9 protein-coding genes and 1 tRNA gene are annotated in these 13333 nt (G+C 71.8%); 6 read left to right on the top strand and 4 right to left on the bottom strand.

Annotation, left to right across the window (positions count from 1 at the left end):
- Positions 1–51: 51 nt before the first annotated feature.
- Both OC490_RS15030 and OC490_RS15025 read left to right on the top strand, forming a co-directional pair.
- On the top strand, positions 52–1035 hold the full coding sequence (locus OC490_RS15030) for an aldo/keto reductase (protein ID WP_262058417.1): 984 nt from the start codon (positions 52–54) through the stop codon (positions 1033–1035).
- On the top strand, positions 1032–3383 hold the full coding sequence (locus OC490_RS15025; protein WP_262058416.1) for a helix-hairpin-helix domain-containing protein: 2352 nt from the start codon (positions 1032–1034) through the stop codon (positions 3381–3383). Before OC490_RS15030 ends, OC490_RS15025 begins: the two co-directional genes overlap by 4 nt.
- A gap of 96 nt (positions 3384–3479) precedes the next feature.
- Here the strand turns inward: OC490_RS15025 and OC490_RS15020 are convergent, their stop codons facing one another.
- The gene (locus tag OC490_RS15020; RefSeq protein ID WP_262058415.1) at positions 3480–4226 is read right to left on the bottom strand and encodes a hypothetical protein; all 747 of its coding nucleotides are present in this window, start codon (positions 4224–4226) and stop codon (positions 3480–3482) included.
- Between the two features lie 47 nt (positions 4227–4273).
- Here OC490_RS15020 and OC490_RS15015 point away from each other — a divergent pair, with 47 nt between their 5' ends.
- Complete coding sequence (locus OC490_RS15015) at positions 4274–4462, top strand: DUF5703 family protein (RefSeq protein ID WP_005485166.1); 189 nt, start codon at positions 4274–4276, stop codon at positions 4460–4462.
- 75 nt (positions 4463–4537) lie between these two features.
- Here the strand turns inward: OC490_RS15015 and OC490_RS49340 are convergent, their stop codons facing one another.
- From OC490_RS49340 to OC490_RS14995, 3 genes are all read right to left on the bottom strand, one after another.
- Positions 4538–5581 carry a chaplin gene (locus OC490_RS49340; RefSeq protein WP_315986677.1) on the bottom strand — a complete coding sequence of 348 codons (1044 nt, stop codon included), beginning with the start codon at positions 5579–5581 and terminating at the stop codon, positions 4538–4540.
- A gap of 171 nt (positions 5582–5752) precedes the next feature.
- Complete coding sequence (gene chpH / locus OC490_RS15000; protein WP_019066065.1) at positions 5753–5986, bottom strand: chaplin ChpH; 234 nt, start codon at positions 5984–5986, stop codon at positions 5753–5755.
- 160 nt (positions 5987–6146) lie between these two features.
- The gene (locus OC490_RS14995) at positions 6147–7472 is read right to left on the bottom strand and encodes a M20/M25/M40 family metallo-hydrolase (RefSeq protein WP_262058414.1); all 1326 of its coding nucleotides are present in this window, start codon (positions 7470–7472) and stop codon (positions 6147–6149) included.
- 199 nt (positions 7473–7671) lie between these two features.
- Here OC490_RS14995 and OC490_RS14990 point away from each other — a divergent pair.
- The 3 genes from OC490_RS14990 to OC490_RS14980 all read left to right on the top strand — a co-directional run bounded on the left by OC490_RS14990 (position 7672) and on the right by OC490_RS14980 (position 13321).
- Positions 7672–7756, top strand: a tRNA-Leu gene (locus tag OC490_RS14990).
- A 277-nt stretch (positions 7757–8033) separates the two neighbouring features.
- Positions 8034–11897 carry a Pls/PosA family non-ribosomal peptide synthetase gene (locus tag OC490_RS14985; protein WP_262058413.1) on the top strand — a complete coding sequence of 1288 codons (3864 nt, stop codon included), beginning with the start codon at positions 8034–8036 and terminating at the stop codon, positions 11895–11897.
- Positions 11898–11977: 80 nt separating this feature from the next.
- Positions 11978–13321 (top strand): M1 family metallopeptidase, encoded by a 1344-nt coding sequence (locus tag OC490_RS14980; RefSeq protein WP_262058412.1) that lies wholly within the window; start codon positions 11978–11980, stop codon positions 13319–13321.
- Positions 13322–13333: the final 12 nt, after the last annotated feature.

The raw sequence follows: 13333 nt of genomic DNA, 5'->3' as shown, positions 1-13333 counted from the left end.
GTTGTCCACAGGCAACCACAGGCCAGGTTCAGGCCAGTAATCTCGGCGTTCATGGAGCAGAGGCATCTCGGCCGTACCGGCCTTCGTGTGTCCCGGATCGGACTCGGCACCCTCACGTGGGGGCGCGACACCGACGAGCATGACGCCGCGGACCTCTTGAAGGCGTTCTGGGAGGCCGGCGGCACCCTCGTCGACACGGCGGACGTGTACGGCGACGGGGAGGCCGAGTATCTGCTCGGACAGCTCATAGAAGGGCTCGTGCCGCGCCGGGACCTGGTCATCTCCACGAAGGCGGGGAGCGTGCCCGACCCCGACCGCCGCTTCGACGGCTCGCGCGGCCATCTGCTCGCCGCGCTGGACGCCTCGCTGGCCCGCCTCGGCACGGACTACGTCGACCTGTGGCACATCCACGCCTTCGACCCGTTCACGCCGCTCGAGGAGACCCTCCAGGCCCTCGACCTGGCGGTCAGCAGCGGGCGGGCGCGCTACGCGGGCGTCTCCAACTACTGCGGCTGGCAGCTCGCCAAGGCCGCGACCTGGCAGCTCGCGGCGCCGGGCACGCGGACGCGGCTGGCCAGCACACAGCTGGAGTACTCGCTGTTGCAGCGAGGTGTGGAGCGCGAGGTGCTGCCGGCCGCGCTCGACCTGGGCATCGGGCTGCTGCCCTCCTCGCCGCTCGGGCGCGGGGTGCTCACCGGGAAGTACCGGCACGGCACACCGGCCGACTCGCGCGGCGCCTCGGAGCACATGGGGCTCTTCGTCGCGCCCTACCTCGACGACACGGCGACCCGCATCGTGGACGCCGTGACGACGGCCGCGGACGGACTCGCCGTGACACCCCTCCAGATCGCCCTGGCCTGGGTCCGCGACCGGCCCGGGGTGGCCGCCCCGATCGTCGGCGCGCGCAACGCGCAGCAGCTCACGGCCGCGTTGTCAGTGGAGGCGCTTAGTCTTCCTGACGAGATCTGCCGAGCGCTCGACGATGTGTCGGCGCCTCTGCACCGCTATCCCGATCACGACTGGAGCACGCTGTGAGCACGGACCCGGAGACCACGGAGACCTCACCGGCCGAGGGCGCGGAGGCGACGCAGGACGCCGTGGCGGACGTCGCCGAGGGCGCGGACGCGGGTGAGGCTACAGCTGCGGAGGGCGCAGAGGGCACCGGTGAGGCCACTGCCGAGGCTGCCGCCGCGCCCGAACTGTCCGAGGCCGCCGCCGAGTTGCTCGCGCAGCGGCTGGAGCGGGAGCGCATCGAGCGGCGGAAGGCGGAGAAGGCCGGGCCCATCGTGGCGGGGACCAAACTGAGCGGGACGGCCGCCGATCTCCTCGCTGCCGTCCGAGCCGTGGAGAGCGGCGAGAAGCCCGTCGCCACCGCGTTCACCGGGCCGGAGCCCGCCCCGCGCCGATCCGCCGCCCCCGAAGCCGTGCGGCGGCCACAGCCCGTCACGGCCGAGCCCGGCGCCCCGGCCACCGAGACCGTCGCGTCCGTACGGCAGGTGCTGGTCGAGGGCGGCGCGCCCGAGACCCTCGCGGCACAGGTCGTGGCAGCGCTCGGCGAGGGCGCGGACGACGAACTCCGCGAGGATCCCTGGCAGTTGCTGCGCATCCCGGGGGTACGGCCCGAGCAGGCCGACGGGTTCGCGCGGGCGCTGCTCGGCGCCGAGTGCGCACCGGACGACGAGCGGCGGGGCCGGTCGGTCACCGGCTGGCTCCTGGAGCAGGCGGCCCTGGCCGGGCATACGGCCCTGGAGGCCTCGGCGTTGACGGCCGCACTGGCCAAGCAGGGCGTGCCCGACCCCGACGCGGCGACGCAGAGCGCCGTCGCGGAGGGCGAAGTACTGCTCTTCCAGGACGCGTTGGACGAGCCCGCGGTCCCGGTGCAGCGCACGGACGACGAGGCGGAAGAGGAAGCGGAGCGTCCGGTCCGGGTGCTGATCGGCCTGGAGCGTTACGCGCTCGCCGAGGAGAGCCTCGCCGACGGGCTGGCCAAACTGATCAACTCCGTGCCGAAGGAGGACGGTTCGGCGGCGGACTGGGAGCGGGCCGGTGCCGCCAAGGGGTCCACCGGCGAGCTGATCCGCGCGGTCGCCGGGCACGGCCTGGTGCTGCACACCGGCGGGGAGGCGTCCCTCGACGAACCGGCCGCGCTGCTGCACGCGGCGGCGGACTTCGGACTGCGCGCCTGGGCCGCCGCGTACAGCCCGGTGGGCCGGGACCGGTTCACCGCACTGCTGACGCGGTCCGCCGAGGCGGCGGGTGCCGCGCCCGGCGAGCCGCACCGGCCGGGGTCGGACGGCTCCGTGCCGGAGGGCCTCGTTACAGGGAACCTCGCGGCCGAGTCGGAGACGGGCACACCGTCGGGTCCGGTGGCCGAGAACGCCAGGGCGGAGCGTCACGCGTCAGATGGCCCCGGGCTCGGCGACGGCCCCCGAGTGGCAACCGTCGCCGGGCTGTTGGCCGGTGCCGAAGGGCCCGGGCGGGACGCGGACGGTGCGCTGGACCTGGACCTCCTCGTCGTGCTCGACGCGCCCCAGCTCGACGTGGAGACGGCCGCCCTGCTCACCGAGTCGCTGCCGGACGGCGCCCGGCTGGTGCTGGCCGGGGACCCTGCGGTGCTGTGGTCGGCGGGCCCCGGGCGGGTCTTCGCCGATCTGCTCGCGGCACGGGCCTGCCCCCACGTCGTCTCCCGCCGCCCCGACCTCGGTCCCGTGGGCGAGCTGGTCTCCGGCATCGGCATCGGCGAGCTGAACCAGGTGGAGGCCCCCGGCAAGGAGGTCGTGATCGTGCCGGTGCGGGACGCCGGCGAGGCCGTGCACCGGACCGTGCAGCTCGTCGCCGACTCGGTGCCGCGCGTGATCGGCGTCCCCGCCGAACAGACCGTGGTGATCACCCCGGGCCACGGCGGCGCGGCCGGCACCCGCGCCCTCAACGCGGCGCTGAAGGAGCGGTTGAACCCCGGCCCCGGCCGGTTCGGCGGCTTCGACCCCGGTGACCGGGTCGCCTACTCCCCCACCCCGGGCCGTACCGTCATCGGCCAGGCGGTGAAGGCCGACGCCGAGGGGCTGCACCTGTCGTGCGCGGGCGAGCCCGTCGTCGTACCGAAGGAGCGGGTGGAGCAGTCCGTACGGCACGGGTGGGCGTTGACCGCGCATCAGGCGGTGGGGGCGCGGTGGCCCGCGGTGGTCGTGGTGCTGCCCGGGGACGCGGCGCAGGCGCTCAGCCGGCCCTGGGTCTACACGGCGTTCAGCCGGGCGGACCGTCATCTCTCCGTGGTGCACGGCGTCGATCAGGCGCTGCCCCGCGCCGTCGCCGAGATCCCGGCCAAGCCGCGCACGACCCGGTTGCCGGTCCTGCTGCGACCGCAGGTCCCGGCAGGGGGCTGAAGCGGACGCCGCGATGACGAACGACGACGACGACGGTCACGTAGGGGTTCCTTCCGTGACCGCCGCCGTCGTTCGTCACAGCCGGCGCGGTGCGGCTCAGCGATCCGCTTCCAGCGCCTCCAGGTCCTCGTCCTCGTCGAGATCAGCGTCCAGGTCGGGATCGAGTTCGTCGTCGATCACGTCCTCGATCTCGGCTCCGGGCTCGTCCGCCTCGTCGATGTCGTCCAGTTCGTCGTCGATCTCGTCGTCGAAGACCGCGCTGACGTCGAAGCGGCACACCACCCGCTGGGGGTCGACCCCCTCGAAGGGAGCCTCAAGCCAGGCACCGGGCTCGGCCGCTTCGTCGGCCGCGGTCACCCACAGCGTGGAGTCGCCCTCCTCAAGGCCGAACTCCTTGGGCCGGGAGGCGATCTCGTCGGCCTCGAACTCGTCGAAGAGAATGCCGAGCGCACCGTGGATCGTGCCGGAGGCCTCCGTGCCCGTGCCGTCGCCGACCGCCGCCTCGACCCGCTGCGCCTGCGCGAGCAGCCGCTGCGGTTCCGCCACGGCGTAGTCGCGACGGATCAGCACACTCACCGCGTTCGGCTCCTCGGGGCCGGTGTACGGCGGCAGGGAGTCGTCGGTACCGGGGATCTCGAAAGGCGTGACCTCGTCATAACGGTCGTAGAGCAGCTCGTCATAGACCTCGGCGGCAGCGGCGAGCTGGTTGAACGCCTCGTAGACGGCCGGGTCGTCCTCCCCCGACCGGCCTTCGACCGCGGCCAGGTGGCGGTCGAGCGCGGTCTTGACCGCCTCGGCGGCGGCGCGTACCTCGGCAGCGGTGGGCTGCGCAGCATCAGACATAGTGCAGACGCTATCCGTACCGGGGCTCTGCCCGCACAATAGATGCGATGCCGGAATACGAATTTGTCGACGTGTACGTACCGCGCGGGGTCTCCCGCAAGGACGCCACACGTCTGCTGACGGACCACGCCGAGTACGGACACTGGGAATTGGACCGACTGAGCCTGCTGCGCGACGGCAGCCGCAGGGTGCGGCTGCGCCGGCGGATCATCCGCCAGGTGCGTGCCACGTGGTGAGCTGAGTCGGGCGAAACGGAGCGGGCCCCGGCTGTGCGGGGCCCCTCCGTCGCGCAGATCACATGTTCCCGGGTGCTACGCCATCGCCTTCGCCTTGCGGTAAAGCACCGCGCCCGCGAGCAGCGCGCCCGCTCCGACCGGCAGCGCGAGGCCCAACGGCAGATCGGCACCGGTGTGCGCGAGCTGCGGGCCGCCCTGGGACCGGACGGCGGACTGCGCACCGGGCTGGGTGACGTGGGCCGCGCCGGTCGGCGTGTGACCGCTGTTCACCGGTGAGATGCCGCCCGGCGAACCGGGGTGAGCGGGCGTGACCGGGTGAGTGGGAGTTCCGGGGTGACCGGGGGTCCCCGGGTGGCCCGGAGTGCTCGGGTGGCCCGGCGTTCCCGGCGGGGTCGTCCCGTGACCGCCGCCCGGAGGCGTGCCGTGATGACCACCACCGTGGTGGCCGCCACCATGGTGACCACCGCCGCCACCGTCCTGACCTCCGCCGTGGTGACCCCCACCATGGTGACCGCCGCCACCGTGATGCCCGCCGCCGCCCGGAGGCGTCCCGTGGTGGTGGCCGCCGTCGTTCCAACCGCCGCCGTTGGCGCAGTCGTTGCCGGTGACGGCGTTGCCGATGCCGATGACGTCGACGCTGTTGCCGCACACGTTCACCGGCACGTCGATCGGTACCTGGACGTGGTTGCCCGAGCCGACACCGGGCGAGCCCGAGGCATGTCCGCCGGCATGCGAGCCCCCTGAGCCGCCGTGCGCGCCGTGTCCGCCGGAGCCACCGTGTCCCCCTGAGCCGCCGTAGCCGCCCGAGTTTCCGTAACCCCCCGAGTCACCGTAGCCACCGGACGACCCATGGCCGCCGTAACCACCGCTGCCCCCGCCCTGGTTGGCGCACCTGTTGCCGACCGCCGGGTTGAGGATCCCGACCACGTTCACGGTGTTGCCGCAGACGTTGACCGGCACATGCACCGGTGCCTGCACGGTGTTGCCGGACAGTACGCCGGGCGAGTCCGAGGCGAAGCCGTTCGCGCCCGAGTCGGCGTGGGCGACACCGCCCGCGGCGGCGATCACCCCGGTCGCCGCCGCCATGGTCATCAAACTCTTGCGGGTGACCTGTCGCATTGTTGAATTCCCCCCTGCCTTCATTCCCTGCTGTCATTCCTGACTGACTGAATTCCTCGCGCGACTCCCCGCCCGATTCCCGGCGAAAGGACGCGCAAAGACCCGTCGGCCCCGGAGCGCATGGCGCGCGCTCCGGGGCCGAGGACGTGGTCACCCCTCAGTGGGGCGACGTCACTTGTTGATGCAGGTGTTGCCGAAGGCGGGGTTCAGCAGACCGATCACCGAGATCGTGTTGCCGCACACGTTCACCGGGACGTGCACGGGAACCTGGATGACGTTGCCGGAAACGACACCCGGGGAGTGCACAGCGGCACCCTGAGCGCCCGAGTCGGCGACGGCCAGGCCCGCTCCCGCGAGAACCAGGCCACCGGTGGCAGCCGCAGCGGCGACGACCTTCTTGATCATTATTCCTCCTTGTTGGCAAAAGCGATCTCGTGTTGCCGATCGCATCACCTGTAACGAGGAGGGAGTAATGGAGCTACGAGCTTATGAGCACATTCACTCGTCCCAGTCGCCCCCCGCACACGCGGTCGAATTCAGGCGTCAACCGGTGTCACCCGGCCTCCTACGACGCGTCGATGAAGCGGTCCAGGACCCGCACCCCGAACTTCAGCCCCTCCACCGGCACCCGCTCGTCGACGCCGTGGAACATGCCCGCGAAGTCCAGCTCCGGCGGCAGCTTGAGCGGTGCGAAGCCGAAGCCGCGGATGCCCAGATCGTCGAAGGACTTGGCGTCCGTGCCGCCGGAGAGCATGTACGGGATCGCCTTCGCGGTCGGGTCCTCGGCGAGCAGCGAGGACTGCATCGCCTCGACCAGGGGCCCGTCGAACGAGGTCTCCAGGGCCTTGTCGGAGTGCGCGCCCTCGCGCTTCACCTTCGGCCCGAGGATCCGGTCGAGGTCGGCGAGGAACTCCTCCTGGTACCCCGGCAGGAACCGCCCGTCGACGTGCGCGGTGGCCTCGCCGGGGATGACGTTGACCTTGTAACCGGCGTTCAGCTGCGTCGGGTTGGCGGTGTTGCTCAGGGTCGCGCCGATGAGCTTGGCGATGCCGCCGAGCCGCTTGAGGGTCGACTCCATGTCCTCGGGGTCGAGCTGGGTGCCGAGCGCGTCGCCCAGTTCGTCGAGGAAGGCGCGCGTCGTCTTCGTGACCCGTACCGGGAACTTGTGCCGGCCGATACGGGCGACCGCCTCCGACAACTCGGTGATCGCGTTGTCCCGGTGGATCATCGATCCGTGCCCGGCGGTGCCGGCCACGGTCAGCTTCATCCAGTGCATGCCCTTCTCGGCCGTCTGGATCAGATAGAGCCGCCGCTCCTCGCTCACCGTGAACGAGAACCCGCCGACCTCGCTGATGCCCTCGGTGACGCCGTCGAACAGCTCGGGGTGGTTGTCGACGAGGTGCCGCGCACCGTACGTGCCGCCCGCCTCCTCGTCCGCGAGGAACGCGAGCACGATGTCGCGCGGGGGCCGGCGCCCGCTGCGCAGCCGGTCGCGGACGACCGCCAGGGTCATCGCGTCCATGTCCTTCATGTCGACCGCGCCGCGCCCCCACACGCACCCGTCCGCGACCTCGCCTGAGAAGGGGTGGTGGGTCCAGTCCGCCGCGTTCGCCGGTACGACGTCCAGGTGGCCGTGGATGAGGAGTGCGGGCCGGGAGGGGTCCGTGCCCTCGATCCGGGCGACCGTGGAGGCGCGTCCCGGGTGCGACTCGAAGATCTGGGGTTCGAGGCCCACCTCGGCGAGCTGCTCGGCGACGTACTCGGCCGCCTTGCGCTCACCCGGGCCGGAGTGGTCGCCGTAGTTGCTGGTGTCGAACCGGATCAGCTCGCGGCAGAGGTCCACGACCTCGTCCTCACCGGTGACGCCCTTGGCCGTGCCCGTGTCGCTCACGCTGCTTCCTCCCACTGTCACTGCTGGCGGTCCAGCCCTCATCCTCTCTCTCCCCGGCCCGCACCCCAAGGGCGGTCCGGGCCCGTCACACGCCGTTCACGCGGGAGGCGGGTGGGAACAGGGGGTGATCGGCCACCCCTGGAAGCCTGGTAATGTTTCCTTCGTCGCCGCGGGGGAAGCCACGCGCGACAGACACCTTGTCCGGGTGGCGGAATGGCAGACGCGCTAGCTTGAGGTGCTAGTGCCCTTTACAGGGCGTGGGGGTTCAAGTCCCCCCTCGGACACATCGCAGGCGAGGGTCGCGACCACCAAGGTCGCGGCCCTCGCCGCATTTGTGGGGGATGTCTCCTTCGACCCGAAGATCACCAGGTCAGAGCGTTGCCGGACGCTCACGGAGCGCCCCCGTTCGGCTGCCCCGAGTGGCCGTCGGCAGGCGGGGCGCCTAGCGTCGTACTAAAATTTCCGGCTTGTTACGGAACGGAGCTGGAGCCGGACAACCCCAGGCATACCTGCGGGCCCGCCAGCACCCCGGAAGTTTCCGGGTTCGAGACGCGAGGACCGATGGCAGCCATACACGAGAGCAGTGCTCTCGGGCTTGACGAAGAGATCCGCACACAGTTCGGCGATACGGCACGATTCTCCGCGGCGCCCGCCGCCTCGGCCCGCACGCTTGTCGATATTTTCGACGCGTCAGTGCGGTCGTATCCCGACGAGCTCGCCCTGGACGACGGCACTGTCCGCCTCACCTACCGCGCACTCGCCGTCGAGGTGGAGACCCTGCGCCGCACCCTGGCCGCGGCCGGTGTCGGCCTCGGCGACCGCGTCGGTGTGCGCGTCCCTTCCGGGACCAACGACCTCTACATCGCGATCCTCTCCGTACTCGCCGCCGGCGCTGCCTACGTCCCCGTCGACGCCGAGGACCCGGACGAGCGGGCCGAGCTGGTGTTCGGCGAGGCCGACGTCCGTGCCGTGATCGGTGCCGAGCACGCACTGACCGTGCTCGGGCACAGTGACGTCCCGGCCGCCCGGCCCGGTGTCGAGCAGGACGCGTGGATCATCTTCACCTCCGGCTCCACCGGCAAGCCCAAGGGTGTCGCCGTCACCCACCGCAGCGCGGCGGCCTTCGTGGACGCCGAGGCGGCACTGTTCCTCACCGACGACCCGATCGGTCCGGGTGACAGGGTCATGGCGGGGTTGTCCGTCGCCTTCGACGCGTCCTGCGAGGAGATGTGGCTCGCCTGGCGCTACGGCGCCTGCCTGGTGCCCGTGCCGCGCTCGCAGGTCCGCAGCGGCGCCGACCTCGGCCCGTGGCTGGTGGACCAGGACATCAGCGTCGTCTCGACCGTGCCGACCCTGGCCTCCCTGTGGGAGCCGGAGGCGCTCAACGACGTACGCCTGCTGATCTTCGGCGGTGAGGCCTGCCCGCCCGAGCTGGTGCAGCGGCTCGTCACCGAGGGCCGTGAGGTCTGGAACACCTACGGCCCGACCGAAGCGACCGTCGTCGCCTGCGCCTCCCTGATGACCGGCGACGAACCGATCCGCATCGGACTCCCCTTGAACGGCTGGGAGTTGGCCGTCGTCGACGAGGCCGGGGTGCCCGTACCGATGGGCGGCAGCGGCCAGTTGGTGATCGGCGGGGTCGGACTCGCCCGCTACCTCGACCCCGAGAAGGACGCGGAGAAGTACGCGCCCCTCGAATCGCTCGGCTGGGAACGGGCGTACCGCAGCGGCGACTTGGTCAAGGCCGAACCGGAAGGCCTGATCTTCCTCGGCCGTGCCGACGAGCAGATCAAACTCGGCGGACGCCGGATCGAGTTGGGCGAGGTCGACGCGGCCCTCCAGGCGCTGCCCGGAGTCGCGGGCGCCGCCGCCGCCGTACGAACTGCCCGCAGCGGCAACCAACTTCTCGTCGGCTATGTCGTCACGCAGGAGGGCTGGGACCAGCCCTCCGCCGTCGAGAAGCTGCGGGCCGAACTGCCCGCCGCCCTAGTCCCGTTGATCGCCCCGGTAGAGGACCTCCCGACCCGTACGTCGGGCAAGGTCGACCGCAACGCACTGCCCTGGCCGCTCGAAGGTCTGGAGACGGGCGGCGCGAAGGAGCAGCTCTACGGCACGGAGGCCTGGCTCGCCGAGCAGTGGGCCGAGGTGCTCGGCATCCCCGTGGGCAGCGCAGCCGACGACTTCTTCGCGATCGGCGGCGGCAGCCTGGCCGCAGCCCAACTCACCACCCGGCTGCGCACCCGTTACCCGAGCGCGGCCGTCCTCGACATCTACCAGCAGCCCACGCTCCGCAAGTTGGCCCGGCACCTGGAGGACTCGGCCCAGGGCGACGGCACGGCCCGCGTGATCGCGCCGGTCCCGACCCGCGCCAAGGTGATCCAACTCCTCGCGCTGGTCCCCCTGTTCACTCTGGCAGGCCTGCGCTGGACAGTGGCACTGGCCGCGCTCGGCAACGTACTCAACGGTTACGCCTGGCTGCCCACCGCCTCCTGGTGGCTGGTCGCCGCCGGCGCGCTGCTGCTCTTCAGCCCGCCCGGCCGCCTCGCGATCTCCGCGGGCGGCGCACGTCTGCTGCTGCGCGGCGTGAAGCCGGGACGCTACGACCGTGGTGGCAGCGTCCACCTGCGGCTGTGGGCGGCGGAGCGGCTGGCCGAGTTCAGCGGCGCGACCGCGCTGACCGGCTCCTGGCTGGAGCGGTACGCGCGCGCCCTCGGCGCCAAGATCGGGCCCGACGTCGATCTGCACTCCCTTCCCCCGGTCACCGGCATGCTCAAGCTGGGCCGGGGTGCCGCCGTCGAGTCCGAGGTGGACCTGTCCGGCTACTGGCTGGACGGCGACCGTCTTGAGATCGGCCCGGTCAAGGTCGGCGCGCACGCCGTCGTCGGCACGCGCAGCATGCTGTTCCCCGGTGCCCGGGTGGGCAAGCGGGCCGAGGTGGCGCCGGGTTCGGCCGTCACCGGCACGATCCCGACCGGCCAGCGCTGGGCGGGCGCGCCCGCCGTCAAGCTCGGCAAGGCCAAGCGCAACTGGCCCAAGGAGCGCCCGCAGCGGGGCACGTACTGGCGCGCGATGTACGGCATGACGGGCTTCGCGCTCACCATGCTCCCGGTGGTCGCCGGAGCCGTCGCGCTCCTGGTGACCAGCCTGTTCGTGGCACCGGGCGACGGTCTCGGCGAAGCCCTGCGGGGCGCGTCCCTGGCCCTGGTCCCGGCGACGCTCGCCTTCGGGCTGACGTACGCGCTGCTGATCCTGATCGGTGTACGGCTGCTCAGCCTCGGGCTGCGCGAGGGCACGCACCCCACGCACAGCCGCATCGGCTGGCAGGCCTGGACGGTCACGCAGCTGATGGATCTCTCCCGCGAGACCCTGTTCCCGCTCTACGCCGGGCTGGTCACGCCGGTGTGGCTGCGGCTGCTCGGGATGCGGATCGGGCGGGGCGCCGAGGTGTCGACCGTCCTCGCGCTGCCGAGCCTGACGACCGTCGGTGAGGGTGCGTTCCTGGCCGACGACACATTGACCGCGCCGTACGAGCTCGGTGGCGGCTGGGTGCACATCGGGCGGGCCGAGATCGGGCGGCGGGCGTTCCTCGGGAACTCCGGGATGACCGCGCCCGGACGGAGCGTGCCGGACGGCGGACTCGTCGGGGTGCTGTCGGCGACGCCGAAGAAGGCGAAGAAGGGCACGTCGTACCTGGGCCTGCCGCCGGTGAAACTGCCGCGCAGCACGAGCGGCGGCGACCAGAGCCGGACGTACGACCCGCCGGCCAAGCTGCTGTGGGCCCGCGGGCTCGTCGAGCTGTGCCGGATCGTGCCGGTGTTCTGCTCGGCGGCGCTCGCCCTGCTGACGGTGGCCGCGCTGTGTGCGCTGGGGGTGTGGGCGCCGCTGCTGGCGGGGCTCGTGCTGCTGGCGGTGGGCGCGCTGGCCGGGCTGATCTCGATCGTGGCCAAGTGGACCCTCGTGGGTCGGCACCACGGTGCCGAGCACCCGCTGTGGAGCGGTTACGTGTGGCGCAACGAGCTGGCGGACACCTTCGTCGAGGTCGTGGCGGTGCCGTGGCTGGCCGGTTCGGTGCCGGGTACTCCGGTGCTGACGGCCTGGCTGCGCGGGCTCGGCGCGCACATCGGCAAGGGCGTCTGGGTGGAGAGCTACTGGCTGCCGGAGACCGACCTGGTGACCCTTGAGGACGCCTCGACGGTGAACCGCGGCTGTGTGCTCCAGACCCACCTCTTCCACGACCGGATCTTGCGGACGGATACTGTGGTCCTCCGTGCGGGCGCGACGCTGGGTCCTGGCGGAATCGTCCTGCCCGGCAGCGAGGTCGGGGCGCGCACCACTCTGGGCCCCGCGTCACTCGTGATGGCGGGGGAGTCCGTTCCGGACGACACCCGCTGGCTGGGCAATCCGATCGAGTCATGGCGATCCTGAACACGGGTCGCGCGGCGTCGGCTTCGGAGGGCGGTGCACGGGTACGAGATACGAGCACAGCGCAGGGAGCAGACGCAGCAGTGACCGTTCAGCAGGCGGCGGGTCCGGACCCGTATTTCCCGGCAAACGGCGATGCCCGCTACCGGGTGCACCGCTATGAACTCGCGCTGGACTACCGCCCCGGCCCCAACCGGCTGGCCGGCACGGCCCGTATCAACGCGATAGCGGGCCGTGCGCCGCTGCCCGAATTCCAGCTGAACCTGGGCGACTTCAAGATCGGCCGGATCCGGGTGGACGGCCGCCAGCCGCACTACACGCACCGCGGCGGCCGGTTGCGCATCCGGCCCGCGAAGCCGCTGCGGGCCGGTGCCGCGTTCACCGTCGAGGTGCACTGGTCGGGCAATCCCAAGCCGGTCGCCAGCCCCTGGGGCGGCCTCGGCTGGGAGGAACTGACGGACGGCGCGCTGGTGGCGAGCCAGCCGATCGGGGCACCGTCCTGGTACCCGTGCAACGACCGCCCCGCGGACAAGGCGTCGTACCAGATCTCGATCACGACGCCGTCGGCTTACTCGGTGGTGGCGGGCGGACGACTGCTGACCCGGACGACCAAGGCCTCCACGACCACTTGGGTGTACGAGCAGTCGGCGCCGACGTCGAGTTATCTGGTCGGCCTGTCGATCGGCAAGTACCAGACGGTGCTGCTGGGCGACCCGGGTCTGGGCGGAGTCCCGCAGCACGGACACATCCCGTCGGACCTACTCCCGGAGTTCTCAAGGGACTTCGCGCGGCAGCCCGCGATGATGGAGCTCTTCCAGGAACTGTTCGGCCCGTACCCCTTCGACGAGTACGCGGTCGTGGTGACGGAGGAGGAACTCGATGTCCCCGTCGAGGCACAGGGGTTGTCGCTGTTCGGCGCCAACCACGTTGACGGGGCCCGGGGTTCGGAGCGACTGGTCGCGCACGAACTGGCCCACCAGTGGTTCGGCAACAGCGTGTCCATCGCCGACTGGCGGCACATCTGGCTGAACGAGGGCCTCGCCAAGTACGCGGAGTGGCTGTGGTCCGAGCGCTCGGGCGGCCGTACGGCCCACCAACACGCCGCCGCCGCACACCGGTTGCTCTCCACCCTCCCCCAGGACCTGCGCCTCGCCGACCCCGGCCGCAAGTCCATGTTCGACGACCGCCTCTACGAACGCGGCGGCGTCACCGTCCACGCGGTGCGCTGCGCGCTCGGCGACATCGCGTTCTTCCGCATGCTGCGGAGTTGGGCGAGCGTGCACCGCAACGGCACGGTGACGACGGCTACGTTCACGTCGCATGCTTCCCGGTTCACTTCCGAGCCGTTGGACCAGCTCTTCGACGCGTGGGTGTACGGGACGCGGTTGCCGCCGATGCCTTCGGCGGAGACGGGGATCGCGGTCTGAGCTGTCGGCTCC

Source organism: Streptomyces sp. STR69 (assembly GCF_024519455.1).
Classification (GTDB): Bacteria; Actinomycetota; Actinomycetes; order Streptomycetales; family Streptomycetaceae; genus Streptomyces.
Note: the sequence above shows the minus strand (reverse complement) of the source record. Positions and strands in the feature narration are given on the sequence as shown.